We start from the raw sequence: 25,915 nt of genomic DNA, 5'->3' as shown, positions 1-25,915 counted from the left end.
CCGGCGCCCCTGACCCGCCGCCGCGCCCGGGGCATCAGGCGGGGCCCGTCACCTCCGCCGGCAGCCTCGGCACGGAGTCGACGAGGGCCCGCACCGCCGGGGACCAGGGGCGTTCCCGCGGGCCGCACAGCACGAGACGCCTGCTGTGGCACGGGGCGAGCCGCACCAGGACGAGGTCGTCCGGGACCAGGGGACGGGAGACCTCCGGCAGGACCGAGACCCCGAGACCGGCCTGGACCATGCTGATGAGCGTCCCCAGGCCCCGTACACGACGGGCGGGAGCGAACTCCGCGCCCGCCAGCCGGTGGACGGCGCGGACGTGCCGCTCGCAGCCGTTCGGCGAGAGGAGCAGCGGGTCGTCCGCCAGGTCGCCGACGTGGATGGTCTCCTCCTCCGCCAACGGGTGGTCCCGCGGGAGCAGGGCGAGGAAGGGGTCGGTCGCCAGCAGCGCGCCGCCGCCGGCGGGAGGGTCGACGACGACGGCCGCGTCCGCGGCGGCGCTCGCGAGCCAGGCGTCGATCTCCTCGCTGCTGCCCTCGAAGACACGGACGCGGACGGCCGGAAGCCGCTCGGACCAGTGACGCAGCAGTGAGGGCAACAGCCCTTGGCAGACCGTGGGGGTGGCGGCGAGGCGCACCGTGCCGGCCGTGGCCGCCTCGTGCCGGGCCGCCGCGTCGGAGATCGCGTCCGTCGCCGCGAGGGCCGCACGGGCATGGGACAGGACCGCATCGCCGAAAGCCGTGGTGCGTACGGGAGTCGAGCGGACGACCAGCGGAGCGGCGAGAGCCCGCTCCAGCGAGGCGACGGCGTGCGACACCGCCGACTGGCTCAGCCCCAGGTCCGCCGCGGCGGCACCGAAGCCGCCGGCGTCGACGACCGCGACGAACGCGCGCAACTGCGGGAGGTTCAGCGCCACCGTGCTCCCTCGCCCCGCGTCATGAATCCCCCTCATGAGCCCATCGATGATCCGCGTTGGACCCATCTTCCCCGATCGGAAAAGGTCGTGATCGTTCACACCCCTTCCGAAGCGCACACCCTCATGAAAGGCGTCGCTCATGCCGTACATCCGCGTCACCGTCTCCGGCCCGGCCCTGTCCCCCGCCCGCCGGTCCGCACTCGCGGAAGGCCTCACGGCCCTCGCCGTCTCCGCCCTCGGAAAGTCCGCCGCCCGCACCACGGTCCAGGTGGACCCGGTCCCGGCCGGCCACTACTTCGTCGCCGGCCGTCCGGTCACGGGAGCCACCGGCGCACACGTGGAGGTGAGCATCACCGCGGGCACCAACAGCGCCGACGAGAAGGCGCGGTTCATCACCGAGACCTACGCACTGCTGCGGGAGACGCTGGGCGTGCTGCCGCCCGTCGCCGGAGTCGCGCTGTACGAGCTGCACCCCGAGAGCTACGGGTACAACGGGGTCACGCAGCTGGACCACTACCGGCGCGTGGCCCACGCGGCCCCGGACGGGACCCTGGTGGACAGCAACTGAGGCAAAGAAGCAACTAAGTCATTTGAATGCCTTGGTAACGTATATGCTAGAGTGACGCCATGGGCGGAACGATGGGACTCCGGGAGCGCAAGAAGCAGCGGACGCGGGCGGCGATCTCCGAAACGGCGATCAGGCTGTTCCTGCGGCACGGCTTCGACCAGGTGTCGGTGGCGGACGTCGCGGCGGAGGCCGAGGTCTCGAAGCCCACGCTGTTCCGGTACTTCCCGACCAAGGAGGACCTGGTCGTCCACCGGTTCGCCGACCATGAGACGGAGGCGGCCACGACCGTGCGCGAACGGGAGCCCGGAACGTCCGCCCTGGACGCCCTGCACCGGAAGTTCGTCGACGGACTGGACGCCCGTGATCCCATCACCGGCCTGTGCGACAACGCGGACGTCCTGGCCTTCCACGGCCTCGTCCGGTCGACGCCGGCCCTGGTGGCCAGGGTGGGCGAGTACATGGCCCGCTCCGAGGAGGCACTGGCCCAGGCGCTCCGCGACACGCTGGAGACGGAACGGCCGGAGGTGACGGCCCGGTTGCTGGCCGGACAGGTCGTCGCCACCGAGCGCATCCTCGCCCTGGCCAACTGGGAGCGCATCGTCGCCGGCCGGACGGCCGACGACGTCCACCCCGAGGCGGTCGGCGACGCCGACCGCGCCTTCTCACTGCTGCGGGACGGGCTCCGCGAGGGCGTCCGCCCCGACGCCGCCTGAGACGGTCGGGGCCGGCGTCGGCCGACACCATCGCCTCGCCCGCGCGAGGAGGTGCCGGCCAACAGGCCCCGGCGCGGGGCCCGGGCCCCCGCCCGTCCTCACCAGGTGTAGAGCCACCACCAGTTGTGGTGGTAGGAGTCGCGCTCGCAGCGGTAGTGCTGCCACTTGCCGTCACGGACGCCCTTCTCCCCGGCCTGACGGCATTCGCGCTCGCTCTGGTAGGGGCCGCGCTTCTTCGCGTGCTGCGGCGGCCGGCTCTCCTGGTCGTCCTGGCCGGACTCGCCCGGGGTGCTGCCGGTCGCGGGACCGGACGCGGAGCCGGACGCTGAGCCGGCCGGGCTGGGGGACTCCTCCGACGGAGCCGCGACGGCCGTCCCCGCCGAGCCTGCCAGCAGCAACCCCGCGGTGACCGCCGCCACCACCGGCGCGAGGCGGAACGTCCTCGGTTTCATGAGGTTCCCTCTCTGTTCGGTATCTGCCCCGATAGTGGGCGCGGAACGGTGTCCCCGGAACAGGCGTGCGGGAGCCCGGGCGCGGGGACGCCCCGCGCGGGCGGGCGTGAACCCCACGCGGCGTGAGGAGGGAGGGCCGGGCCGGGCGCACCACCCGGAAGGCGGGCGCGCTCGCGGCGGCCCGGCCGTGCGCACCCTCCGCCACGGGGATGCCGTCAGCCCCGGCCGGCCCGGGCGGGGCGCCGGCGGGCCGGCGGGTCCGGGCGGAACGTGCGCCGGCAGACGTCCGGTGGGAGGCCCACCGTCCGGTGGAAGTGACGGCGCAGAGTGGGGGCGGTGCTCATGCCGGTGGCCGTGGAGATGGCGGCGACGGTGTCGTCGGTGGTTTCCAGGCGCTCATGGGCGCGCGGGGACGTGGCGCGCGCCGCGCTCCGACACTCCGGGACAGGCCGTCGGTGCGGCAGGGTCCCATCGTGCCGGGCCCGTGTCCGGCCGCGTTCCGACCCCGGGAGCGGCAGCCGTCCAGGTGAACCGTATGATCGACGGTCGGTTCAAGGGCGGCCGCGCCCGTCACCCTCGCCGTCGGAAGAGGAAACATGCGCAAGACAGTCATGGCCGTTGTCATGGTGGCGACCGTCGCCCTGTTGGCAGGGTGCGGCAGCGACGACAAGGACACCGCCGAGGGACAGCAGAAGGCCGGCAGCACCGGCAAGCCCCGCGCGTGGGACAAGCCGAAGTCGGACCTGCCGAAGGGAAAGCCGCACCAGGTGACCCTGGAGATACAGGGCAAGGGGACGACGCAGATCTACTACAACCTCGACAGCAACGGCGCCGCGCGGGTGACCCTGCCCTGGAAGAAGACCGCGACCATCACGCCCGTGGGCGCCGAGCGCGAGGCCGGTGTGCTGGTGACGCTGGCGCCCGGGTCGACGCAGGGCGACGACGGCATGCTGTACGCAGCGCCGTGCACCATCACGGTCGACGGGAAGAAGGTCGCGGACAACCAGGGCGGCAAGAGCAACAAGCCCTGTGAATACAAGGTGAAGTGACGTCTGACGGCTGTGCGCCGCCCCCGCCGGGCGGTCCGGCTCACGCACCGCCCGGGAAGGCGCGGAAACGGAAACTTCCCTTGCCCGCGCTGACCTGGGCCTCGTCGAACCCCGCCGCCCTGAGCCGGGCCGCCAGCGTTCCCGGTGGCACGGGCACGCAGGTGTCGCCCCGGTGGACGAGGCGGAAGACGAAGCCGTCCAGGGTGTCGCAGCCGACGAAGACCCCGCCCGGCCGCAGCACACGGCGGGCCTCCGCGAAGAGCCGGTCCTGCCGTTCGGGCGAGGGCACGTGATGGAGCATCGTGAAACACGTGACCGCGTCGAACCGCCCGCTGGGCAGCGGTAGTTCGGTGCCGTCCGCGTGCAGGACCTCGGCCCGGCCGGCGAATCGGCGCCGCAGCCCCTCGGCGGCGGCCGGGTCGACCTCGGCGACCGTCAGCCGGGCGACCCGGCGCAGCAGGACGCGCGTCGTCGCGCCGTAGCCGGGGCCGATCTCCAGGGCGTCGGAACCGAGCAGCACACCGTTCAGCGCCCAGGGCAGCAGCTGGTCCTCGACGATCCGGGCCCATCGCCGCGAACGGCAGTAGAAGCGGTGGTAGCGGTTCATCGCCATACGCCGAGGCTAGGACGGGTCGGGGGCGCCGCCTACGGGGCGGCGGAGCCCCCCGGCCCGTATCCGCCACGGCACCGGCCCGGGGGCCGTACGACGGGTGTCCGCTTCGACCCGTGTTCCACCGCATCGTCCCGGCCGCCGGAGGGTGCCGCCGGGTCCGCGGGGCATGCGGAGGGCGGGGAGTTCGGCCGGAACCCGCCCTCAGCGGGCGGCGCGCGATCCGGCCGCGGTCAGGAGCAGCCGCTGTCGGCGCACAACCGCCACGGCTCCCAGGTCAGGAACCGCTCCCGCTCGGTGGTCCGCCAGTAGCGGTCGCGGTTCCACTCCCGGGCGACGAGGTGCAGCCGGCCGTCGGGGAGTTGGGTGACGGTCGGCCGGCTCAGCCCGACGCCGCTCTCCGGCATGGGACCCGTGCCCCGGACACCGGCCCAGTGCTCGTCGGTGGCGGCGTACTGGCTGCGCACGTCCATGGCGGAGTACTGGGTCCGGCCCGCGGCGAAGGCGTGCAGCCGCCCGTCGCGCTCCCTGAACAGCGTGACGCCGCCGTGGTACGGGGGCGGCGCCAGCCCGAAGTCCTCCGGCGTGCTCCACGCGCCGCCCGGGGCGCGCAGCACCGAGTGGCAGAAGCCGCCGTAGGAGGAGAAGACGACCTCCAGCCCGCCGGTGGCGTTCTCGACCGCGCTCACCTGGTACAGCTTGGGGCCGACGGGGGTCGCGCCGACCCGTTCCCAGGTGCCGTACGCGCCGCCCGGCACGTTCTGCGACCGGTGCCAGACGAAGGGCAGCCCGCCCGTCGACGAGTCGTCGTAGAACTGCTGGAACTGCTCGGTCCTGCCGTCGGCGCGCACGGCCGACACCAGGGTCCCCGCGACCGGCCGGTCGGCCCGGCCCAGGGCCTGGGCGTCCGCCCCGCACGCCTGGCTGAGCGCCCGGGCCGCCGGGGCCGCGACGACACCGCCCGCGAGCACGGGCACGAGCGCCAGCAGGGCGCACACCACGCCGCGTAAGAGTCTTCGGTGCATTCGGTACATGGTGGGGAACCTCCGATGTCCTGCGGTCGATGGGTCGGGGCGGCTACGACACGACGTCGCGCGGCGGCTTGCCCTCCAGGTGCTCCGTCACGTTCTGCACCGCGGCCAGCGCGATGCGCACCAGCGTCTCGCGCGTGACGCCCGCGACATGAGGGGACAGGACCACGTTCGGGGCCCGGAGCAGCCGCAGCGACGCGGGGGGCGGCTCCGGGTCGAACACGTCGAGCCCGGCCCCGGCCAGGGCGCCCGCCTCCAGGGCGTCGGCGAGGGCGTCCTGGTCGACGAGGGCGCCGCGGGCCGTGTTGACCACGAAGGCGGTGGGCTTGAGGAGGGCCAGTCGCTCGGCGTCCAGCAGGTGCCGGGTGGCGTCGGTCAGCGGGGCGTGCAGCGTGACGTAGTCGGACGTGCGGAGCAGCTCGTCCAGTTCGACGCGGCGCGCGCCGAGGCGCTCCTCGGCCTCCGGGGCGGCCTCGGGGCCGCTGTAGACGACGCGCATGTCGAACGCCACGGCGCGGCGGGCGACTTCGCTGCCGATGGTGCCCAGCCCCACGATCCCGAGGGTCTTGCCGGACAGCTCGGTGATGGACGACTGGAGGCGCGGCAGCGCCCAGTCGCCCCCGGCCAACGCCGTGTGCGCCGGGACCAGTTGCTTGGCCAGGGCCAGCATGAGGGCGAAGGTCTGCTCGGCCACGTTCTGCCGCTCGGCCCCGCTGGAACCGATGGTGCAGACGGGCACGGAGCGGCGCCGGGCGGCGTCCAGGTCCACGTAGTCGTAGCCATGGCTGGCGCACTGGACGAGCTCCAGGCCGGGGGCGGCGTCGATGTGCGCGGCCGTGACGGGCCCGAGGCCGGTGATGATGACGTGGGCCTCGCGCAGGGCCACCGGGTCCTCGTCGGCCGACTCCACGACCGTGACCCTGGCCCGGCCCGGGAACAGCCCGGCGAGCGCGGCACCGGCGGAGCGGCCGCCGACGTGCGGGGAGACGATGGCCAGGACGTTCTTCGTCGTGCTCATGCGTCGTCCCGGACGAGGTCGGCGGGGCCCGGCGAGGCGGGGCCGGAGTGCCCGGACAGGGCCAGGGTGAGGTCGAACTCGGCGAGCAGGCACCGGATGACGTGGTCGACGCCCGCCTGTCCGTCGAGGCCCAGCCCGTACGCGTACGGACGCCCCAGCAGCACCGCCCGCGCCCCCAGCGCGAGCGCCTTGAAGATGTCGTCGCCGGTACGCACACCGCTGTCGAACAGCACGGTGAGCCGGTCGCCGACCGCCTCCACCACCCGCGGCAGGGCGTCGGCGGCGGCGACGGAACCCGCCACCTGGCGGCCGCCGTGGTTGGAGACGACCACACCGTCCATACCCGCGTCGGCCGCGGCGCGGGCGTCGTCCGGGTGCAGGACGCCCTTGAGCACGATCGGCCCGTCCCAGTGCTCCCGGAGGAAGGCCAGGTCGGGCCAGGTCCTCCCGGCGTCGGAGAACATACCCAGGAAGTGCCGGACCGCCGCCTCGCGGTCCTCCTCGACGGGCTTGGCCAGCCCCGCCCGGAAGGCCGGATCGCTGAAGTAGTTGGCGGTGCCCACCCCGTGCAGGAAGGGCAGGTACACCTGGTCGAGGTCGCGGGGGCGCCAGGCCAGCATGGGGGTGTCGAGGGTGACGAACAGGGCGGTGTACCCCGCCGCCCGGGCCCGGGCCAGGAAACTCCGGGCCACCTCGCGGTCCTTCGGCCAGTACAGCTGGAACCACCGCTCGGCGTCGCCCATAGCCTCCGCGACCTGCTCCATCGGTGTGCTGGACGCCGATGACAGGATGTAGGGCACGCCGCGCGCCGCGGCCGCGCGGGCCGCCGCCGGCTCGGCGTCCGGGTGCATGACCGACAGGATGCCGACGGGGGCGAGGGCGAGCGGAGCCGGCAGCCGCCGCCCGAACAGCTCCACGGACAGATCGCGCGCCTCCACGTCCCGCAGCATCCGCGGCACGATCCGCCACCGGTCCAGCGCCGCGCGGTTGGCGCGGACGGTGCTCCCGCCGCCCGCGCCGCCGATCACGTACCCGGCGGGGCCCGGCCCGAGCCGCCGCTCGACGAGCGCTTCGAGCCGGCCCACATCGGTGGGCAGCCGGGGCACCGTGCCCGACAGGCCGTTCAGGTAGATCTCGTACTGGTAGTCCGCCCAGCGCGGTGTCGTCGTCATCGGTACGTCCCGCCTCCCGTCCGTGGAACTGCGCCGTTCCGGCGACGATCCTCACGGCGGCGACGGACCTCGTCCACGGTGGTGCTCAGGGTGTGAGGGCTGCGACCATCACAGGGTGACGAACGAACGCGAACGGATCCGGCGGGAACTGACCGCCGACTCCCGGGTCGTCGAAGCCGTCGTCGGCGCGGTGCACGAACGGGTCCCCGCCTACGCCGCCCTGGACGACGGACGCCTCGTGGAAGTGCGCGCCATCGCCGCCTGGGCGTTGGAGCGCTTCCTGCACCTGTGGGCCGTCGACGGTGACCTGGGCCCGGCCGACCTGCGGCGCTTCCGCGGCATCGCCGCCGCCCGGGCGGCGGACGGCCGCCCGCTGCCGGCCGTGCTGCGGGCGTACCGGGTCGCCGCGTCCGTGATCGTGGACGAGATCGCCGCCCGCGCCGCCCCCTCGGCGGCCGAGGACGCGTTCGCCCTCACCCGGCAGCTGCTCACCCTCCTGGACACCCTGTGCGAGGTGATGGCCACCTCCTACACGGCCACCAGCGAACGGCTGGCGGGCGACCGCGACCAGGCCCTCTGCCTTCTGCTGGACGACCTGATCGCCGGGCGGCACGCGTCCGTCGGCGCGGTGACCGACCGGGCGGCCCGCCTCGGCGTCGAACTGCCCTACCCCTACTGCCTGCTGGTCGCCGGACCGCCCGACGGCGACGGCCCCGGGGACGACGCGGAGGACGCGGCGTCCGGCCTGCTCGCCGCGCTGGCCGGAACCGGCCGGGACACCACCACGCCGCTGGCCACCACCCAGGGCGCCCAGGCGGTCCTGCTGCTCCCGGCGGCTGCGGCCGCCGCGGCCCCGAAGGTGCTGCGCGAGCACGGCCGGCGCGGCTGCGCGATCACCGGCGAGGGACTGGACCGCATCGCCGTCGCCCACCGCCTCGCCACCGGCGCCCTCGCCACCGCGCCGCCCCACGCCCACCGCCCCGGGCGGCTCCTCACCGATGCCGACGCCCACGTCCTCGCGCTGCTTTCCGGCCACCCGGCCACGGACTCCGAGCGCGTCGGCCGGCTGGTCCTCGGCCCGCTCGCCCAGCCCGGCCGGCGGCACCTCCTCGACGCCCTCACCGCCTACCTCGACACGGGCTCCGCCACCGCCGCCGCCCGCGGCCTCCGCCTGCACCCGCAGTCCCTGCGCTACCGGCTGCGCCGCGTCCGGGAACTGACGGGCCGTGACCCGCGCGATCCCTGGCAGCGGCTCACCCTCGACATCGCGCGGACGGTGGCCTTCGGAAGCGGCCGCTGAAACGGACGGCCCGCCCACCGGTGTCACGGAGGGCGGGCCCGGGGCGTGGCGACCTCACACGCCGCCGCTCGACTGCCGTCGGATCAACAGCCCTTGAGGACGCCGGCCAGCTTGTTCTTCTCGGCGCTGTCGACGGTGAGCTTGTAGTCGTGCTTGACGGTGACCCACATGCGGACGTACGTGCAGGCGTAGGCGGTCCGCGACGGCATCCACTTCGCCGGGTCCTTGTCGCCCTTCGCCTGGTTGACGCGGTCGGTCACGGCGATGAGCTGGGACCGCGTCAGGTCGTTGGCGTACTTCTGCCGGTCGGCCCTGGCCCACTTGTCGGCCCCCGACCGCCAGGCCTCCGCGAGGGGTACGACGTGGTCGATGTCGATGTCGGCGGCGTCGTGCCAGGTGGCGCCGTCGTAGGGGGAGTACCAAGTGCCTTCGACGGCCGCGCACTTGCTGTCCTGCTCGACGTCCTGGCCATCCCGCCGGAGTACGACCTCACGGGTGTTGCACTGCCCGTGCTGGGTGATCCAGTGCGGGAACTGGGTCCTGCTGTATCCGTCGAGGGTGCCCTCGGGGCGGACCGTGAGGGACGCCAGGTAGGTGCGCGCGGTGGCGGCGTCCGCGGGGGCGGGCGGCGCGGCCTGGGCGCTCGGTCCGTTGAGGACGAGCGTGCCGGTGAGTGCGGCGAGGCCGGCGGTGACGGTTATTCGACGCGCGTAGAGACGCATGGTGACGCTCCCGGTGAGGTGGGTGGTGTGCGGGAATCGCGGTCAGGGTGACGGCACGCGGTGTCCGGGGGGTGAGTGCCAGGCAACACAATGACCGCGTGCACATGTCAACACAAGTGTTCTGAAAGTGATCTCACTCTCGAACAGGGGATCCGGGGGGTCACGTCATGGCGCCGGGCCCCCGTCGGGGACCCGGCGCGCGGTGGTGTTCCGGCCTGTGCCGTGCATCATGCGGTCAGCGCGAACTGCCCTGTCCCACACGGAACTTCTGATGACCGTCAGGGTGTGCCGGTCGGCGTCCCGGTGGGGGCGGCGGCCGTGAGCGGGGTGGCGATGTCCTCCAGCGAGCGGCGCTCGGCGGGCAGGGCGAGGAAGCCCGCCACGACGCCCGCGGCGGTCATCAGGGCCGCACCGATCCGGAACGCCAGGACGGTGTCCCCGACGACCCCGGAACCGGTCAGCTCGGAGAAGAGCAGCGGACCGGTGATGCCGCCCGCGGCCGTGCCCACCGCGTAGAAGAAGGCGATCGCCAGCGCGCGCGTCTCCATGGGGAAGATCTCACTCACCGTCAGATAGGCGCTGCTGGCCCCGGCGGAGGCGAAGAACAGAACCGCGCACCAGCAGGCCGTCATAGTGGCCGCGGTCAGCGAACCGCGCCCGAACAGCCAGGCGGTCCCGAACAGCAGCAGCCCGCTCAGGACGTACGTCCCGGTGATCATCGGCCGTCGGCCGACGGTGTCGAAGAGGCGCCCCAGCAGCAGCGGGCCGAGGAAGTTCACGAAGGCGATGACGGCGAAGTAGTAGCCGGTCCGGCCCGAGGGCACCGAGAAGAAGTCGGTCAGGATCGATCCGAACCCGAAGGTGATCGCGTTGTAGAGGAACGCCTGGCCGATGAACAGGGCCAGCCCCAGCGCGGACCGGCGCGGGTAGTCGCGGAAGACGGTCCGCGCGATGGTGAGGAAGCCGATGCCGCCGCGCCGGCGGATGGTGAACTCCCGGTCCACGGGCTCGCAGGGGCGGCCCGTGTCGGCGGCGACCTGCCGCTCGATGGAGTCGACCAGCTCCTCCGCCTCCGCGCCCCGTCCGTGGATGAACAGCCAGCGCGGCGACTCGGGGACGTTCCGGCGGACGAGCAGGATCACCAGGCCGAGGACGACGCCGAGACCGAAGGTGAGCCGCCAGCCGAGGTACGCCGGGAACAGGCTCGTGTCCAGCATGACGACCGACAGCAGGGACCCGCCGACGGCCCCGATCCAGAAGCTGCCGTTGATGATCAGGTCGACGCGGCCGCGGTACGCGGCGGGTATCAGCTCGTCGACGGCCGAGTTGATGGCCGCGTACTCGCCGCCGATGCCGCAGCCGGTCAGGAAGCGGAAGACGAAGAACCACCAGGACTCGAACGACAGCCCGGTCATGGCGGTCGCGGCGAGATACACCGCCAGCGTGACCAGGAACAGCCGCCTGCGGCCCAGCCGGTCGGTCAGCCAGCCGAAGAAGAGGGCACCGACGCAGGCGCCCGCCACGTACAGCGCCGCGGCGAGCCCGGTCACCTGGGCGGAGCTGATGTCCAGACCGCTGCCGTGCTCGGACAGCCGGGAGGCGATGTTGCCCACGACGGTCACTTCGAGGCCGTCGAGTATCCACACCGTGCCGAGACCGATCACCACCATCCAGTGCCACCGCGACCACGGCAGCCGGTCCAGCCGGGCCGGTACGGATGTGGTGACCGTCCCGGTCTCACCCCCCGCCCCCTCGGAGCGCTGTTCGACCGTCGTCATGACGCACCTCCCGGACAGCTCGGCCGGAGACCCCGCGCCCCCGGCCGGACGTTCCCGGCGCTTGCCCCGGGTGGCCGGGAGGCACACCCGGTGGCCCGGGGCCCGCGCGGCCCGTGGGCCTCGCGTGGCGATCACTGTGGGGGGCGGGTGAGGATGGAAGTCGCTGAGGTGGGACCGGCCCCTTCCGGACCGTGCGCCCGGGCGGAGCCCCTTCAGTTTCCCTCACCTCCCGGCGCGGGCCACCCGAGGGCCCGGTGCCGGACCGGGGAAGGAGGTCGCCATGGAGCCACCCCGTTCTCACGGAACCTCGCGGGCCTCGGCCGGCGGAATGACGTCCGTGGCCGCCGTCATGCTGATCCGGGGGCTGTTCACGGTGAAGAGGGAACAACCCTGAGCCCGGGCACGGGCCGACGGCCTAACGGACCGTCAAGTCACCGTCGGGGACGTCCTCGACGGTGACCGCCGCGCGCGGCTGCCCGAGCGCCCGTGCCACCGCGCCTGCCAGTCCCTCCGGGGCGGGGCCCGCGGGCTGGGGAATCTCCTCGCCCGGTCCGTAGGCCTCGATCGCCTTCGTCAGGTAGCCCGGGTGCCAGGCGCCCAGGGCGCCCCGGACCTCCACGGCGCGCACCGGCCGGTTCCCGACCCGCTTCCGCAGCGCGGGCAGGATCGCGTCCGACCGCAGTTCGCCGGGGACCCGGAACAGGCTGGCGTGGGCTCCCACCAGGCCGCCGCTCCGCAGCCGGACCGTCACTGTGAGGCAGCTGGTCACGCTCGGGTAGAGGAGGGGCGTCCCCGGGGCGGCCTCCCGCACCTGTCCCTCGGTGATCCGCACGGCGGCCGCCGGGGCGCTGTGCGGGGCAGGGGTGACCCCTGTCCCGTCGAGCGGACGGGCCTCCGCGGCGGAGACGGTCCCGCAGGACAGGGCGACGGCGAGGAGAGTGCTGGTCAGGACGGTGGGGGAGGCGGGCACAGGGTTCCTTTCACTGGTTCGGCCGGGGCATCGAGCACAATAGTTCGGGTGCGGGCGCCGCCGGTCCGCACCCCGGCCCGAGCGAAAGAGCGTCAGTACATGGGCATCACCGTGGAGTACCACCGCGACGCGGACGCCGACGTCCGCCTGTACGAGGAGCTGTACGCCGGACTGCCCGTGCCCGTCCCCGACCCGGCCCGTGACGACGCGGACGGGCCGGCCTGGACCGTCGTCGCCCGCGCCTCCGACGGCGGGCTGCTGGGCTGGGCCGAGGTGTACGAACCGGAGGCCGGAGCCGGTGCCGCCGGAGCCGCGGACGTCCAGTGGCTGCTCGTCTCCCGGGAACGGGAGCGCCTCGCCACCGGCTCGCCCGGCCGGCACGGCCTCACCGACGAGGAGCGGGAGACGACCGCGCGCCTGCTGCACGGCGCCGCCCGGACCGCCGGGGCCGCCGGGCACGCGGCCCTGGAATGGGTCGGCGCGGACGGCGACGACGGGTGCGTCGCGGCCGAACTGGGCGCGGGCGAGGCCGGGGAGCTGGGCAGTCGCTGGACGACGACCGTGCCCCTGGCCGACTGGCGTCCACCGGCCGGACTGCCTCCGGTGACGGCCCGTCAGGTGCCCGAGCGGCCCGACGCCGGTCTGCTCGCCGAGCACGCCCGCTTCTACTCGGAGGTCACCGGCCGGCCTTACGGCCCCGACGAGGCCGCGGCCCTGCAGAACGACCTGCCGCCGGTCCCGCACCTGACCCTGGACCTGCTCGCGCCCGGCGGCGGAACGGCCGCCCAGGCCACGGCGGTGATCGCGGAGACGGAGGCGGCCGTGGACGTGATCTTCCGCGCGGACACGGCCGACGGCGACGCGGTCACCGGCCTGGTCGCCGAACTCGTCGCCCGCCTGCGCCGCGACCACCCGCGCGTCACCCTGCTGGAGGTGCGGGAACACGGCGACCCGGTCACCGCCGGCGCGCTCGCCGCCGCCGGGCTCCGGCCGTCCGGGCGGTGGTGCCGGTACCGGCTGGCCCTCTGAGCGGCCGGCGTCCCCGCTCCGCCGGGCGGGTACAGCCCGTTCGACGCGCCCGGCGGGCGCTTGCCAGTACCCTCCGCACTCCGGAGCATGCGGCGCATGGCACGATGCGAAGTCTGCGGCAACGACTACGACATGGCGTTCTTCGTCGAGACCCGGGACGGCTCCCGGCACGTCTTCGACTCCTTCTCCTGCGCCATCCACCGCATGGCCCCGATCTGCGAGCACTGCCAGGTCCGCGTCATCGGGCAGGGCGTCGAGGCAGGCGGGCAGTGGTACTGCGGCGCCCACTGCGCCCGCGAGGCGGGGAAGGTGGGCATCGTGGACCGGGTCTGAGCGCGGCCGCCCCGGGCCTCGCGGGGTTACCGATAATCTGCGTTGCGGGCGCTGCGGCGGTGTGTCAGGGTCGCTCGATGCGCACACCTCAACGTGACTTGCTCAAATGGCAGTTCGACCTCACCTGGTCGCTCTTCGAGTACCACTTGGAGCGCCTGGAGCCCGAGGACTTCCTGTGGGAACCGGCTCCGCTCTGCTGGACGGTACGCCCGGACGCCGGAGGGCGGTGGTGGCCGGACTGGGCGGACACAGAGCCCGAGCCCGTTCCGGCTCCCACGATCGGCTGGCTGAGCTGGCACCTCGGATGGTGGCTGGGCACGGCCGCCGATCACGCCTCGGGCCGGACTCCCCGTGAGCGGTCCGACGTCGCGTGGCCCGGCGGGGGAGAGGCGGCCGTCGCCTGGTTGCGCGGCCTGCGCGAGGACTGGTCGGCGGCCCTCGAAGGGCTCACCGACGCGGACCTCGACCGCACCGCGCCGTTCCCGTGGCAGAACGACCCCGACCACACCGTCGCGCACATGATCGCCTGGGTGAACGCCGAGCTGATGAAGAACGTGGCGGAGATCGGCCACCTCCGGCTGCTGCGGGCCGCAGGCCCGGGCCGCTGACCCGGGCGGCCCGCGGGTGCGGCCGTCGACCGCACCCGCGGGCCTCGCACATGAGCCCTCGTCAGGCTCGCAGCACTGCGGTCAGACCCGCAGCATCTCGGCCAGTACCGAGCGCCAGTCCTCACCGGGCCGCTCGACGAGGAGTTCGGCCAGGGCCTCCGCCCGGTGGCGGTGGCGGTGGACGAGCCCGGGGGCCGGGGTGTCCGACGGGAGGACGGGGCCGGTGGTGCCGAGCAGCCGGAGGAGTTCGGCGGCGAACCCGGCCCAGGAGACGTGTCCCCCGATGGCGTTGACGACACCGTTCACCGGCTGTTCCACGCAGTGCACCAGCACACGGGCCAGCGCGGCGGCGTGGATCCAGGGCGCGCCGGCCCAGGTGTCGCCCGAGGCGGGAACGTCCCCGGCCGGGGGCAGGACGACCGGACCCCCGGACCGGGCGGCCTGGTAGAGGGCACCGGTCGCGCCCCACCGCAGCTGGTCCCGGAGCCGGGGGTGGGCGCCCCAGACGATGGGGGCCCGCACCACGCTCGCCCCGCCCCGCGGGCCGGCCGCCTCCAGGAGCATGCGCTCGCAGTCCAGCTTGGCCCGCCCGTAGGCGGTCAGCGGCTCCTCCGAAGGCGCGCCCTCCGGCACGTCGGCCACCGACGGCCTGCCGTAGGCGTCGACGCTGCTGACGAAGACGAACGGGACCGGCCGCCGGTCCGCCAGGAGGGCCCGCATCGCCGCCACGTCCACCTCGGGAGAGGTGAAGGTGCAGGCGGAGTGGATGACGGCGTCCGCGCCGCGGGCGGCGGCGCGCAGGCTGTCGAGGTCGCCCAGGTCGCCCTCGGCGACCTCGACGTCGGGGCCGTCCGGCACCAGGTGCGCCGACTCTGGCCGCACGAGCGCCCGGACCGGTCGGCCGCGCGCGGCCAGTTCGCGCAGCACGAACGCGCCCACCCCGCCGGTACCGCCGGTCACCAGGACCGTTCCGGCCCGGGCCGCCGTCCGCCCCCCGGTGGCCGGGCGGGCGGCCGCGCGCCGGGCCTGCCGCTCGTCGAGCAGCGTCCCGAGCGCGCGGGGCGTGCGGTGCTCCAGCACGTCGAGGCCGGTGAGCGGCACACGGAACCGTTCCCGCAGCCGCTCGGCGACCCGTACCGCCAGCAGGGAGTGCCCGCCGAGGAGGAAGAAGTCGCCGTCGGTGCCCGGCCGTTCGCCCAGCAGCTCCTCGAACACGGTCTCCACGGCGGGCGTCGGGCCGGGCGGGGCGGCGGGCTCCGGCCCTTCCGGAACGTCCGACGGGCCGGCCGCCGAGGCCGTCGGGCCGGTCGGGCGCCGCAGCGGGCGGCCGCCGGACGTGGCCGCGACGGTCAGCAACTCCGCGAAGCCGTCGAGGAGTTCCCGCGCCGCCCGGTCGTCGAGCCGCCCGGCGTCGTACCGCACCAGGCAGCGGGCGGGGCCGCCGTCCGACGCCTCCTCCAGGAAGAACCCGACGCCGAACTTGGCTGTGTCCAGCGGGACGTCGACCGGGGTGCAGACGGCCCCCGGGAGCCGCAGCCCCACGGGGCCGGACACGACGTCCGCCGTCACGCCCACCAGCGCGTTCCCGCCCGTGTCCCGGGCGGACGCGTCGAGCCGCCGCACGATCGCGTCGAACGGCACGTGGCGGTGCTGCTGCGCGCGCAGCAGCTCGTCCCGGACGCGGTCCAGCAGCGCGGCGAAGTCCGCGGCGCCGGAGAGGTCCGGGCGCACCGGCAGGGTGTTGACGCACAGACCGACCAGGCCGCGGTCGGCGGCCCGGTCGCGGTGGCTGCTCGCGCAGCCGATGACCAGGTCCTCCTGCCCGGTCGCCTCCAGGAGGGCGGCGAACGCGGCCGCGAGCACCACCGTGAACAGCGTGGCCCGGCGCCCGCGCCCCGCCGCCCGCAGCCCCTCGACGGTGCCGGCCGGCAGGGGAGCGGCGACGGTCCGTCCCTCGCCCTGGCCGGTCGTGGCGGGGGAGGGCCCGGGCAGCGCCGGCGGGCGGGCGCCCGTGAGCCGCCGGGTCCAGTAGGCGGTCCCCGCCTCGTCCGGCGCCGAGGACCGCTCGCGACGGGCGAAGTCCGTGTAGCGGGGCGCCTCGCGCTCCGGCTCCTCCGGGCGGCCCTCCACGGCCGCCCGGTACCGGTCGCCGAGCTCCGCCGCGACGAGCTCCAACGAGCCACCGTCCACAGCGATGTGATGCAGCGTCAGCAGCACCGTGTGGTCGAGCGCCGCATGCCGCACATGCAGGGCCCGCAGGACCGGGCCCTCCGCGAGGTCGAAGGGGCGCGCCGCCTCCTCGCGCAGCAGGGGATCGACGGCGTCCGCGTCGGCGTCCACCGTGGGCACCGGGACCGGCGCGGCCGGTACGACGTCCTGGTACGGCTCGCCGCCGGCCTGCCGGTACCGGGTGCGCAGCACCTCGTGCCGGCGGACCAGTCCCGTGAGGGCCCGGGCGAACGCCTCGCGGTCGAAGGGGCCGCGGATCCGGGTCGCGAAGGGCACGTTGTAGAGCGCGCCGGTGTGGCCCAGCCGTTCCATCAGCCACATCCGGTGCTGCGCGTGCGAGAGGGGCGCCGGGCCGGTGACCGTGGCTTCCGGCACGGAGCCGGGTGCCGTCCGGGCGCCGGCGGCGCGGCGGCGGGCCCTGCGGAGCAGTTCCTCCTGCCGCGCGATGTCCTGGGCGGTGGTCACCGTCCGTCCTCCGTTCCCGTGTCCGCGGTGCCGTCCGGGCCGTAGGCGTCGGCCAGTTCGTCCTCCACCAGCCGTGCCTGCCCCGCCACCGTGGGGGCGGCGAAGAACGCGGCGAGCGACAGCTCCACGCCCAGGTCCTCACGGAGGTCGTCCACGACGCCCAGGGCGAGCAGCGAGTGTCCGCCGAGCGCCAGGAAGTCGGCGTCCGGGTCGGTCACCTCGCACTCCAGGGCCCGGCCCCAGGCCGCCGCGACGGCCTGCTGGACGGGGGTCAGCTCCCGCGCCGCCTGCGCGGCGGTCACGGACCGGCCGCCGAGCGCGGCCCGGTCGACCTTTCCGTTGACCGTGAGCGGCAGATCGTCCACCACGGACCAGGCGGACGGCAGCAGATGGACGGGCAGCATCCCGGCCAAGTGCTCGCGCAGCGCGGCCGGTTCGGGGCGCCGGCCCTCCGCCGGGACGACGAACGCGGCGAGCCGCCCGTCCCCGGGCCCCTCGGCGTCCGGACGCAGCACCGTGACGGCGGCATCCGCCACACCGGGGTGCGAGCGCAGCGCGTGCTCGACCTCGCCGGGCTCGATCCGGAAGCCGCGGACCTTGATCTGGTCGTCCAGCCGCCCGTGGAAGTCCAGCGTGCCGTCCGGCCGGGCCGAGACCAGGTCACCGGTGCGGTAGAGGCGGCCATGGACCGGGTGGTCGACGAAGACCTCGGCGGTGCGCTCCGGCTGCCCGAGGTAGCCCAGGGCCAGCCGCGAACCGCCGATCCACAGCTCCCCCCGGACGCCGGCGGCCACCGGCTCGCCCCGGTCGTCCATCACGTGCGCCGTCGCCCCCGCGATCGGCAGGCCGATGGGCGGCGGCCCGTCGCAGTCCTCCGGGCGCACCCGGTGGGCGGTGGCGAAGGTGGTGGCCTCCGTCGGGCCGTAGCCGTTGACCAGCTCCAGCCAGGGGTGCGCGCGCAGCACCGCGCGGGCGTGCCGGCCCGACAGCGCCTCCCCGCCGACGATCACACCGCGCAGCACCGCGAAGACCGCCGAGCCGCGCGCGGCGAGGTGGTGGAAGAGCGCGGTGGTCAGCAGCGCCACCGTGGCGCCGAGCCGTTCCACGTCCCTGGCCAGGTTCTCCAGCGACTGCCGGTCGGCGGTCGAGACCACGACCGCGGCGCCGTTCGCCAGCGCCACCCACACCTCGAACGGCGAGGCGTCGAAGGTGAGCGGGGAGTGGAACAGCACCCGGTCGCGCGGAGTGACCGTCAGGAAGCGCGGGTCCGCCGTCAGTTCCGCCACGCTGCCGTGGGTGACCGCGACCGGCTTCGGGCGGCCGGTCGAGCCCGAGGTGAACATGGTGTACGCGATCGCCTCCGGGTCGTACGGGCACGGCTCCGGCAGCTCGCGGTCCGCGAGCACCGCGTCCTCCTCGACGGTCCCGGACGCCGACACGGTCACCGTGCGCCCGGCGGGTATACGAGCCGCCTCCAGCACGTCCTTGCGCCCGACCGTGAGCTCCACCCGGCCGTCCGCCAGCATGGCCTCCGTCCGCGCCCGCGGGTACGCCGCGTCCAGCGGCACGTAGTGCCCGCCGGCCCACCAGACGGCCAGCTGGGCGACGACGAGGCCGGGGGAGTGCGGCAGCAGCAGGCCGACGGCGGTCCCCCGGGTGACACCCCGGGCCCGCAGGATGCCCGCCAGCCGCCTGGCGGCGTCGGCGAGTTCGGCGTACGTCAGGGTGTCGGCGCCGTCCGAGACGGCGAGGGCCGTCGGCGCGGCGGCGGCGTGGGCGAGGAACCGGCCGAGGGCGCCGCCGGAGGAGCTGTTGGCGGACGACCGCGTCCTGGGCAGGGGCAGGCCGTCGGTCGCCGGGCCGACTGTCCCGGTGTCCGCGCCAGGACGCGCGTCTTCCCGGCCGGTCGGCGGCGGGGTGTGCCGTCCCTCGGAGCCTCGGGCGTCCCCGGATGCCCCGGAGGTGTAGCCCCCGGCGTCCTCGGGCGCCCGCCGGGGTGCGGGAATCGACCCGGTCCCGCCCGGGCGGGCCTCCTCGTGGGCCGCCGCCCGGCGGGCGGGCTCTCCGGCCGCCGGAGCGGAACCGTGTGCGGCGGCGCCCCGGCTCGCCCCGTCGTCCGACGGGCGCCGCGCGTCCAACAAGGCGGCCAGCGCCCGGAGATCCGGCTGCCGCAGCACCTCGGGTGCCCGCAGCCGGACGCCGCACTGCTCCTCCAGGGCGGTCAGCAGCCGGGCGGCGGTCAGGGAATCCCCGCCGGAGCCGAGGAAGTTGGCGTCCGGGCCGAGGTCGGTCCTGCCGAGCAGGTCCCGGCACAGGCCGATGACCAGGTCCTCGGTCGGGGAGGATGCGGCGGAGTCGGGCGCCGCCGCCTCACGGCGGCCGGCCAGGAGCAGCTCGCGGTCGACCTTGCCGTTCACGTCCACCGGGAAGGCGTCCACGAAGCGGACCGCCGCCGGCACCGCCTGTTCCGGCAGCCAGCCTCGCACGGCCGCCAGCAGTTCCTCCGCGGCGGGTGCGGGCGTGCCGGGGGCGGGGCGGACGAACGCGATGAGGCGGACGCCGCCCCCGGCGGCGGTGTCCGCGGCCACGACGGTCCGCAGGACGCGCGGGTCCCGCTCGAAGGCCGCTTCCACCTCGGCGGGTTCGATGCGCACGCCGCGCACCTTCAGCTGGTCGTCCAGCCGGCCCAGGAACTCCAGTACCCCGTCCTCGCGCATCCGCACCCGGTCCCCGGTGCGGTACACACGGCCGGTGCCCATCACCCCGGCGGGCGGCGGCACGAAGCGCCGCGCGGTGAGATCGGGGTCCAGGTAGCCGAGGGCCAGACCGTCGCCGCCGACGCGCAGTTCGCCCGGCTCACCGCGCGGTACGAGGCGGCCGTCGGCGTCGGTGACGCAGGCGACGACGCCGGGCAGGGGCGTGCCGATGGGCGGGGGAGCGGAGGGGGCCGTGCCGTTCAGGGCATGGGCCGTGACCAGGACGGTCGCCTCGGCGGGACCGTAGTTGTTGTCCACGCGCGCGGTGACGTCGGGGCCGGGGACCCGGCGCAACCGGTCGCCGCCCGTACTGAGATGACGCAACGTCAAGTCATGCGGCCAGGGGCGTTCGAGGACGAGCTCGGCCAGCGGGGTGGGCAGGATCGCCACCGTCACCCCGGCCCGCCGCCACCAGTCCGTCAGCGCCTCCGGGTCCCAGCGGACGTCGTCCGGCGCGACGCTCAGCGCGGCACCGGACGTCAGCGCCGCCCACAGCTCCATCAGGTGCGGGTCGAAGGCCACCCCGACCAGCAGGCCGTGCCGGTCGCCCGGCCCGCAACCGGTGCGCCCGGCGTACCAGTCCAGCCGCGCGGCGAGCGCCGCACCGCTCACCGCCACGGCCTTCGGCACCCCGGTGGTGCCCGACGTGAGCACCGCGTACAGGGTGCCGTCCGGCGCGCCCCGCCGGTCGTCGGCCGGGACGGAGGACGGGAAGGCGGCGACAGGGTCGCCGGAGGCGTTGGCGCCGGCCGCGGGCAGCGGCAGCGGAACCGTACCGCCCGCCCCGGACGCCCCGGGCAGGGCGTCGGCCGAGCCGATCAGGCAGGTCACGCGCAGCACGTCCGCCACGGCCGCCAGCCGCCGCTCACCGGGGCGCGGCCCCAGCGGCAGGTAGACGGCGCCCAGCCGGGCCAGGGCGACGGCCGTCGCGACCAGGGCGACGGAGCGGTCCAGACACACCCCGACGAGATCGCCCGGCCGCACCCGGCCGCGCAGCGCGTCGGCGGTCCGGTCGGCCAGGACGTCCAGTTCGGCGTAGGTCCAGCTCAGTCCGCCGTCCTCGACGGCGGGGGCGGACGGGTCCCGCAGGACCCGGTCCGCGAAGCGGGCCAGGACGTCGTCCGGCCCGCGGTCGGCGCGTCGCTCGGCGCCGTACGCGACAGATGCAGTGGTCATGATTCCTCGTCGAATCGGAAGTCGATGGGTGGTCCGGGGCGCGGGCCGGTCAGCCCAGCCCCATGGCCCGGGCGACGATCACCTTCTGGATCTCCGAGGTCCCCTCGATGATCGTCATCATCCGGACGTACCGGTAAAGGAACTCCAGCGGATGCCCGCGCACCCAGCCCGTGGCCCCGTGCACCCGCAGCGAGCGGTCCACCACGCGCACCGCCGTCTCGGAGGCGGTGAGCTTCGCCAGCGCCGCGTTCTCCGGGGACTCCACACCGTCGTCCACCAGCCGCGCGCACGCCAGCGTCAGCAGCTTGGCCGCCTCGACCTCGGCGCGGCTGCTCACCAGGTGCTCCTGCACATGCTGGTAGGCGCCGATGCGCTCCCCGAACGCCCGCCGCTCGCGGGCGTACTCCACCCCGAGCCGCAGCGCGTACTCGGCGATGCCGTTGCACATCGCGGCCACCACCAGCCGGCCGCGGGACAGGCTGTCGATGCCGTTCCCCAGCGCCGCGCCGATCCCCGCTTCCCCGCCGACGACGGCGTCCGCGCCCAACTCCACGTCGTCCAGGACGAGTTCGAACAGCTCCTCGCCCGACATGCCGTCGTAGCGCTGCCCGATCCGCAGCCGCGGATGGTCCATCGCCACGACGAACGCCGTCGGACCGGCGTCGGCCTGGGCCACCACGATCGCGAAGTCCGCGTGCCCGGCGTTGCTCACGAACGTCTTCCGGCCGGACAGCACCCAGCCGCCGTCCGCCCGCCGCACGGCCGTACTCGTCAGCCGGAACGCGTCGGACCCGGCGTTCGGCTCGGTCAGCGCCAGACAGCGCGTCGTCTCCCCGCGCACCAGCGGCTTCAGGTACCGCTCGATCTGCTCGGGGGTGCCCTGCCGCAGCAGCGGGCTGGGCCCGTCGGACCCCGCCAGCGCGTACGGCGCCAGCGGACAGCCGCTGCGCCCGGCGGCGTGGTGCAGCAGCACCACGGCCGTGAACGGCATGCCGGAGCCGCCCAGTTCCTCCGGGTGGTCGGCGGCGTAGAAGCCCAGCTTGGCCGAGCGCGCGCGGACATACGCCCGTAGATCGGCCGGGGGCAGCTCGCCGCTCTCCGGGAGCTCCGCGGCCAGCGGCACCAGCTCCCGCCGGACGAACGAGGTGAACGAGTCGACGATCTCCCGGTGTCCGGCCTCCAGGACCGACGAGGGCGCGGTGCTCATCGGACCGCCTCCGTCACCGCGTGGGCCTGCTCGGCCAGAACGGGGTTCTGGAAGAGCACCCGCAGCGGCGGACGGCCGCCGAGCCGCGGCTCCAGCCACGCGGCGAGCTGCGCGGCGAGCAACGAGTGCCCGCCGACCTGGAAGAAGTGGGACGACGGCGAGAACCGGTCGTGCCCCAGCACCTCCCGCCAGCCCTCGGCCAGCAGCTCGACGGCCGGATCGGCGGCGGTCTCCGGCCCGCCGGCCGGCTCGTCGACGCTCAGGTCCTCGGCGATCCGGGCCAGCGCCGCCCGGTCCGGCTTCCCACCGGACAGCAGCGGCATCGACTCCAGCCGGACCCAGCGGGACGGGACGAGCGCGGCGGGCAGCCGCCCGGACAGCGCCCGGTGCAGCGCCACCTGGTCCGGCTCGGCACCGCCGTCCAGGAACCCGACCAGGCACGGCCCGGCCGCCGACCGGCCCAGCACCACCGCACACGACCGGCCCCCGAGCTCGCCCGACGCGGCGGCCTCGATCTCCTCCAGCTCGATGCGGTAGCCGCGCAGCTTGATCTGGTTGTCGTGGCGGCCGAGGAACCGCACCAGCCCGTCCCGGCCGGCGAAGCCCAGGTCACCGGTGAGGTAGACGTGCTCGCCGCCGAGCGCGGGCACGGTCACGAACCGGGCCTCCGTCGCCTCCTTGTTCCCCAGGTAGCCCTCCGCGAGACCGGCGCCGGACACGGCCAGCTGGCCGACGGCCCCGGCCGGCAGCGGGCGCAGCCCCGCACCCAGCACGTGCACCCCGACGCCGGGCAGCGCGGCGCCCAGCGGCACCTCCGCCGCGTCGTCGATGCCCGCGAGCGTCACCTCGTGGACCGTGGACGTGATCGTCGCCTCCGTCACCCCGTAGGCGTTGAGCACCGTCGCGTCCGTGGCGGACAGCAACTCCCGCAGCGCCGCCGCCGGAAGCCGCTCACCGCCGGCCACCAGCAGCCGCGGCGCCCACATCCCGTCCCGCAGCGCCTCGCCCAACTCCCCGCGCACCGCCAGGAGATAGCTCGTCGGCAGATTCGCCACCGTCACCCGCCGCGAGGCCAGGACGGCGATCAGCTCCGCCGCCGTCGGCACCTCGCGCTGCGGCAGCACCAGGCAGCAGCCGGCCAGCAGCGACGGCAGCACCTCCTCCAGCGCCACGTCGAAGGAGGGCTGCGCGAACACCAGCACCCGGTCCTCCGGCGACAGCGCGAACCGCTCCGCCGTCACCCGCGCGTGGTGGGCCAGCGCAGCCCGGCCGACCACCACGGCCTTCGGCAGGCCCGTCGAGCCGGACGTGTGGATGACGTACGCCGCGTCCGCCAGCGGCTCGGCCGGCTCCGCCGCCGGGAGGACCGGACCGTCCAGCAGGGCGACCGGCAGCCCCTCGGCGGGCAGCGACAGCGCGCTCTCCCGGTCGGCCAGCACCAGCGCCGGACGCAGCCGGCGCAGCAGCGTCTCCAGCCGGTCGGCCGGATCGTTGGGGGAGAGCGGACAGTACACCGCCCCCAGTCGCAGACAGGCCAGCAGCGTCACCACACCGTGCACACCCCGCGGCAGCACCGCCGCCACCGGCTGCCCGCGCCGCACCCCCGACGCCTTCAGCCGCCCCGCCAACTCGTCGACCATGCTGTTGAGTTCGCCATAGGTGATCTTCCGGGCGCCGCTCAGCAGGGCCACGCGCCCCGCTCCGTGCCGGCCGAGCGGGTCCAGGGTGTCGTCCTGACCGCCCTCCGCCGCCGCGCCCGTCACCGCGGCCACCGGCTCCGGGTCCAGCTCGGCCGCCGGCGCCGACGGCGCGTCCAGGTACGCCCGGACCAGCCGCAGGAACCGGTCGGCGAGCAGCCGGGCGGTCTCCTCGTCGAACAGGTCCCGGTCGTAGTCCCACACCAGCGTCATACCGGCGGCACCGGACCGCGGCCCGACCGTGCGCCGGTCGTCCGGGATCAGCACCAGGTCCAGGTCGAACCGGGTCGTGCCCGTGTTGAAGCCCTCGAACAGCGACACCTCCAGCCCCGGCACCTCCGTCTCCGGCAACGCCGCGTCGTGCGCGCTGAACATCACGTCGAACAGCGGGTTGTCCGCGCCCGAGGTGTGCAGGCCCAGCTCCCGGGTCAGCACCTGCACCGGCACGTCCTGGTGCGGAAGCGCCCGGATGAGCCCGTCGGTGACGTCGTCCACCAGCGCGTCGGCCCCGGCGCCCGGATCGAGCCGCAGCCGCAGCGGAATCGTGTTCACGAACATGCCCACGGTCTCCTCGAAGCCCGCCGGCCGGTTGCCGACCGCCGTGCCGACCACCAGGTCGGCGCGCCCGCTGTGCCGCCGCAGCAGCTCCGCGAAGAGCGCGAGGAGCGTGGAGAACGGGGTGTGGCCCATCGCCCTGCTGTGCGCCCGCAGCCGCTCGGCCAGCTCCGCGTCGACGCTCTGCCGCAACTGCGCCCCCGCGTGCCGGCGCCGGGCCCCCGGCCGGGCCAGCCCGGGCAGCGGCAGGTCGAACGTGGCGCCGTCCAGCTCGCGCCGCCAGTGCGCCAGCCCGGCCGCGCGCCGCTCCTCCCGCCCCGGGCCGGCCGCCGCCGCGATGTGCTCCTCGTACGACCGGACGGCGGACAGCGCCACGGACTCGCCCAGCACCCGCGCCCGGTAGACGGTGAACACATCGCGGAGCAGGACCGCGAACGAGTGCCCGTCATGGATGAGATGGTGCTCGACGTGGACGAGCCGGTGGTGGTCCGTCCCCAGCCGGACCAGCGTCCAGCGCAGCAGCGGGGCCTCGTGCACGTCCAGCGGCGTCTCCGCCTCCGTGCGCAGCAGCCGGCCGAAGGCGGCCTCGGGATCGTCCTCCCCGCTCAGATCGAGGGTCCGCAGCCGTGGGGGACAGCTCTCCCGGATCCGCTGCCCCGGCAACCCGCCGGACGTCTCGACGAGTTCGAGGCGCAGCCCGGGGTGCCGGTCGAGGACCGCGGAGAGGCCGGCCCGCAGGGCGTCCTCGTCGAGGGCGCCGCGCAAGTCCAGCGTGGCGGTGAAGTTGTAGGCACGGCTGCCGGGCAGCATCTGCTCGTGCAGCCACACGATCTCCTGGGATGTGGAGAGTTCGAACATGATCAGCCTTTCCGTTGTGGGGTGGGGGCGGTGAGGCGGAGCGTCGGCGCGTTCCCGTCGGGGTGGGACGGGAGGGGCGCCGGGCGGCGGCCGGCCGGTGGGCTAGCGCGCCTGAGGGGGAGTCAGAGCGGCGACGAGGGCCGCGAACGCGTCCTCGGCCCGGTCGTCCGGCACGGCCGAGCGCTGCCAGGCCATGCGCACGAGCAGGTCGTCGCCGTAGGAGACGGACACCGCGAACGGTGCCTGGAGCGGCCGGTCGTCGAAGTGCGCCTCGCGCCCGGTCGCACCGCCCAGCCGCAGCGGCGGCCTGCGGCCGAGGTCCTCGAAGGTGAGCAGCCCGTCGAGCCGCCCCGACCAGGGCGCACCGGCGGCGCGAGCCGCGTGGACCACCTCGTCGAACGGGGCGTCGGCGTGGTCCAGGTCGTCCCACCAGGCGGCGGTACGCCCGGCCGCGTCCGCCGCGTCGGCAGGATGGGCCACGGTGTTGAGGAAACAGCCCAGCACCGGCCCCGCCGCGGCGGGGCGTCCGCCCCACGGATAGCCCAGGGCCGGGACGCACTCGGTCCCGTACAGGACACGGGCGGCGCGGGCACAGGCGTCGAGCGCGGCCGGGAAGGCCGCCGCCCGTCCGTCGCCCGCCGGGAGCGCCAGCCGCCGCCGGGCGCTCCCCGTCCCCGGCCCGCCCGTCGCGGCCGGCGGGGGC

Annotated in this window: 20 protein-coding genes and 2 pseudogenes; 7 read left to right on the top strand and 15 right to left on the bottom strand. The window is 75.2% G+C overall.

Going from position 1 to position 25,915, the window contains the following annotated elements; translation table 11 throughout:
- Window positions 1-34: 34 nt before the first annotated feature.
- Window positions 35-916: a LysR substrate-binding domain-containing protein gene (locus HN013_RS27055; RefSeq protein ID WP_171170730.1), complete on the bottom strand. Its 882-nt coding sequence runs from the start codon at window positions 914-916 to the stop codon at window positions 35-37.
- A gap of 139 nt (window positions 917-1,055) precedes the next feature.
- Between HN013_RS27055 and HN013_RS27050 the strand changes: the two genes are divergently transcribed.
- Together HN013_RS27050 and HN013_RS27045 are read left to right on the top strand one after the other, a co-directional pair.
- Window positions 1,056-1,484 carry a 4-oxalocrotonate tautomerase family protein gene (locus HN013_RS27050; RefSeq protein WP_171170728.1) on the top strand — a complete coding sequence of 143 codons (429 nt, stop codon included), beginning with the start codon at window positions 1,056-1,058 and terminating at the stop codon, window positions 1,482-1,484.
- Between the two features lie 59 nt (window positions 1,485-1,543).
- The gene (locus HN013_RS27045; RefSeq protein WP_171170726.1) at window positions 1,544-2,197 is read left to right on the top strand and encodes a TetR/AcrR family transcriptional regulator; all 654 of its coding nucleotides are present in this window, start codon (window positions 1,544-1,546) and stop codon (window positions 2,195-2,197) included.
- 98 nt (window positions 2,198-2,295) lie between these two features.
- Here HN013_RS27045 and HN013_RS27040 read toward each other — a convergent pair whose 3' ends face one another.
- Both HN013_RS27040 and HN013_RS33325 read right to left on the bottom strand, forming a co-directional pair.
- Window positions 2,296-2,649 (bottom strand): hypothetical protein, encoded by a 354-nt coding sequence (locus tag HN013_RS27040; protein WP_171170724.1) that lies wholly within the window; start codon window positions 2,647-2,649, stop codon window positions 2,296-2,298.
- 215 nt (window positions 2,650-2,864) lie between these two features.
- A pseudogene (locus tag HN013_RS33325) lies at window positions 2,865-3,053 on the bottom strand (AraC family transcriptional regulator); the annotation flags it as partial.
- Window positions 3,054-3,245: 192 nt separating this feature from the next.
- Between HN013_RS33325 and HN013_RS27035 the strand changes: the two are divergent.
- Window positions 3,246-3,698, top strand: a complete 453-nt coding sequence (locus tag HN013_RS27035; protein ID WP_171170722.1) for a hypothetical protein — start codon at window positions 3,246-3,248, stop codon at window positions 3,696-3,698.
- A gap of 40 nt (window positions 3,699-3,738) precedes the next feature.
- Here the strand turns inward: HN013_RS27035 and HN013_RS27030 are convergent, their stop codons facing one another.
- The 4 genes from HN013_RS27030 to HN013_RS27015 form a co-directional block, all read right to left on the bottom strand.
- Window positions 3,739-4,311, bottom strand: a complete 573-nt coding sequence (locus tag HN013_RS27030) for a class I SAM-dependent methyltransferase (protein ID WP_171170720.1) — start codon at window positions 4,309-4,311, stop codon at window positions 3,739-3,741.
- 230 nt (window positions 4,312-4,541) lie between these two features.
- A complete protein-coding gene (locus HN013_RS27025; RefSeq protein ID WP_171170718.1) occupies window positions 4,542-5,333 on the bottom strand; it encodes a hypothetical protein in 792 nt (263 codons plus the stop codon).
- A 52-nt stretch (window positions 5,334-5,385) separates the two neighbouring features.
- Window positions 5,386-6,357, bottom strand: coding sequence for a 2-hydroxyacid dehydrogenase (locus HN013_RS27020; RefSeq protein ID WP_171170717.1), 972 nt, complete (start codon window positions 6,355-6,357; stop codon window positions 5,386-5,388).
- A complete protein-coding gene (locus HN013_RS27015; RefSeq protein ID WP_171170715.1) occupies window positions 6,354-7,529 on the bottom strand; it encodes a lactate 2-monooxygenase in 1,176 nt (391 codons plus the stop codon). Before HN013_RS27015 ends, HN013_RS27020 begins: the two co-directional genes overlap by 4 nt.
- Window positions 7,530-7,644: 115 nt before the next feature.
- Between HN013_RS27015 and HN013_RS27010 the strand changes: the two genes are divergently transcribed.
- Complete coding sequence (locus HN013_RS27010) at window positions 7,645-8,829, top strand: CdaR family transcriptional regulator (RefSeq protein WP_171170713.1); 1,185 nt, start codon at window positions 7,645-7,647, stop codon at window positions 8,827-8,829.
- Window positions 8,830-8,912: 83 nt separating this feature from the next.
- Here the strand turns inward: HN013_RS27010 and HN013_RS27005 are convergent, their stop codons facing one another.
- From HN013_RS27005 to HN013_RS26995, 3 genes are all read right to left on the bottom strand, one after another.
- The gene (locus tag HN013_RS27005) at window positions 8,913-9,551 is read right to left on the bottom strand and encodes an HNH endonuclease family protein (protein ID WP_171170711.1); all 639 of its coding nucleotides are present in this window, start codon (window positions 9,549-9,551) and stop codon (window positions 8,913-8,915) included.
- A gap of 278 nt (window positions 9,552-9,829) precedes the next feature.
- A complete protein-coding gene (locus tag HN013_RS27000; RefSeq protein WP_171170709.1) occupies window positions 9,830-11,329 on the bottom strand; it encodes an MFS transporter in 1,500 nt (499 codons plus the stop codon).
- Window positions 11,330-11,744: 415 nt separating this feature from the next.
- Window positions 11,745-12,299, bottom strand: a complete 555-nt coding sequence (locus HN013_RS26995; RefSeq protein ID WP_171170706.1) for a hypothetical protein — start codon at window positions 12,297-12,299, stop codon at window positions 11,745-11,747.
- A 99-nt stretch (window positions 12,300-12,398) separates the two neighbouring features.
- Between HN013_RS26995 and HN013_RS26990 the strand changes: the two genes are divergently transcribed.
- From HN013_RS26990 to HN013_RS26980, 3 genes are all read left to right on the top strand, one after another.
- On the top strand, window positions 12,399-13,328 hold the full coding sequence (locus tag HN013_RS26990) for a hypothetical protein (RefSeq protein WP_171170705.1): 930 nt from the start codon (window positions 12,399-12,401) through the stop codon (window positions 13,326-13,328).
- A 96-nt stretch (window positions 13,329-13,424) separates the two neighbouring features.
- Window positions 13,425-13,661 carry a hypothetical protein gene (locus tag HN013_RS26985; protein ID WP_171170703.1) on the top strand — a complete coding sequence of 79 codons (237 nt, stop codon included), beginning with the start codon at window positions 13,425-13,427 and terminating at the stop codon, window positions 13,659-13,661.
- A gap of 77 nt (window positions 13,662-13,738) precedes the next feature.
- On the top strand, window positions 13,739-14,269 hold the full coding sequence (locus HN013_RS26980) for a DinB family protein (RefSeq protein WP_171170701.1): 531 nt from the start codon (window positions 13,739-13,741) through the stop codon (window positions 14,267-14,269).
- A gap of 81 nt (window positions 14,270-14,350) precedes the next feature.
- Here HN013_RS26980 and HN013_RS26975 read toward each other — a convergent pair whose 3' ends face one another.
- The 5 genes and pseudogenes from HN013_RS26975 to HN013_RS26950 all read right to left on the bottom strand — a co-directional run.
- Window positions 14,351-16,963, bottom strand: coding sequence for a condensation domain-containing protein (locus HN013_RS26975; protein WP_171170699.1), 2,613 nt, complete (start codon window positions 16,961-16,963; stop codon window positions 14,351-14,353).
- Window positions 16,960-20,895, bottom strand: a complete 3,936-nt coding sequence (locus HN013_RS33320) for an amino acid adenylation domain-containing protein (protein WP_249375444.1) — start codon at window positions 20,893-20,895, stop codon at window positions 16,960-16,962. Before HN013_RS33320 ends, HN013_RS26975 begins: the two co-directional genes overlap by 4 nt.
- A 49-nt stretch (window positions 20,896-20,944) precedes the next feature.
- Window positions 20,945-22,102 carry an acyl-CoA dehydrogenase family protein gene (locus HN013_RS26960; RefSeq protein WP_171170697.1) on the bottom strand — a complete coding sequence of 386 codons (1,158 nt, stop codon included), beginning with the start codon at window positions 22,100-22,102 and terminating at the stop codon, window positions 20,945-20,947.
- A complete protein-coding gene (locus HN013_RS26955) occupies window positions 22,099-25,212 on the bottom strand; it encodes a non-ribosomal peptide synthetase (protein WP_171170695.1) in 3,114 nt (1,037 codons plus the stop codon). Before HN013_RS26955 ends, HN013_RS26960 begins: the two co-directional genes overlap by 4 nt.
- 102 nt (window positions 25,213-25,314) lie before the next feature.
- Window positions 25,315-25,915, bottom strand: a pseudogene (locus tag HN013_RS26950) (non-ribosomal peptide synthetase); the annotation flags it as partial.

The organism is Streptomyces sp. I05A-00742, assembly GCF_013055795.1.
Lineage (GTDB): Bacteria > Actinomycetota > Actinomycetes > Streptomycetales > Streptomycetaceae > Streptomyces.
The sequence above is the reverse complement of the archived record's forward strand: the minus strand, read 5'-3'. Positions and strand labels throughout refer to the sequence as shown.

What these genes read in the sequence shown, in the direction of transcription:
- HN013_RS26980 (WP_171170701.1), top strand. Translation starts at nt 13,739, where the DNA reads ATGCGCACACCTCAACGTGACTTGCTCAAATGGCAGTTCGACCTCACC.
- HN013_RS27040 (WP_171170724.1), bottom strand. Translation starts at nt 2,649, where the DNA reads ATGAAACCGAGGACGTTCCGCCTCGCGCCGGTGGTGGCGGCGGTCACC.
- HN013_RS26955 (WP_171170695.1), bottom strand. Translation starts at nt 25,212, where the DNA reads ATGTTCGAACTCTCCACATCCCAGGAGATCGTGTGGCTGCACGAGCAG.
- HN013_RS27020 (WP_171170717.1), bottom strand. Translation starts at nt 6,357, where the DNA reads ATGAGCACGACGAAGAACGTCCTGGCCATCGTCTCCCCGCACGTCGGC.
- HN013_RS33320 (WP_249375444.1), bottom strand. Translation starts at nt 20,895, where the DNA reads ATGACCACTGCATCTGTCGCGTACGGCGCCGAGCGACGCGCCGACCGC.
- HN013_RS26990 (WP_171170705.1), top strand. Translation starts at nt 12,399, where the DNA reads ATGGGCATCACCGTGGAGTACCACCGCGACGCGGACGCCGACGTCCGC.
- HN013_RS27045 (WP_171170726.1), top strand. Translation starts at nt 1,544, where the DNA reads ATGGGCGGAACGATGGGACTCCGGGAGCGCAAGAAGCAGCGGACGCGG.
- HN013_RS27030 (WP_171170720.1), bottom strand. Translation starts at nt 4,311, where the DNA reads ATGGCGATGAACCGCTACCACCGCTTCTACTGCCGTTCGCGGCGATGG.
- HN013_RS26985 (WP_171170703.1), top strand. Translation starts at nt 13,425, where the DNA reads ATGGCACGATGCGAAGTCTGCGGCAACGACTACGACATGGCGTTCTTC.
- HN013_RS27005 (WP_171170711.1), bottom strand. Translation starts at nt 9,551, where the DNA reads ATGCGTCTCTACGCGCGTCGAATAACCGTCACCGCCGGCCTCGCCGCA.
- HN013_RS27000 (WP_171170709.1), bottom strand. Translation starts at nt 11,329, where the DNA reads ATGACGACGGTCGAACAGCGCTCCGAGGGGGCGGGGGGTGAGACCGGG.
- HN013_RS27015 (WP_171170715.1), bottom strand. Translation starts at nt 7,529, where the DNA reads ATGACGACGACACCGCGCTGGGCGGACTACCAGTACGAGATCTACCTG.
- HN013_RS26960 (WP_171170697.1), bottom strand. Translation starts at nt 22,102, where the DNA reads ATGAGCACCGCGCCCTCGTCGGTCCTGGAGGCCGGACACCGGGAGATC.
- HN013_RS27025 (WP_171170718.1), bottom strand. Translation starts at nt 5,333, where the DNA reads ATGCACCGAAGACTCTTACGCGGCGTGGTGTGCGCCCTGCTGGCGCTC.
- HN013_RS27035 (WP_171170722.1), top strand. Translation starts at nt 3,246, where the DNA reads ATGCGCAAGACAGTCATGGCCGTTGTCATGGTGGCGACCGTCGCCCTG.
- HN013_RS27050 (WP_171170728.1), top strand. Translation starts at nt 1,056, where the DNA reads ATGCCGTACATCCGCGTCACCGTCTCCGGCCCGGCCCTGTCCCCCGCC.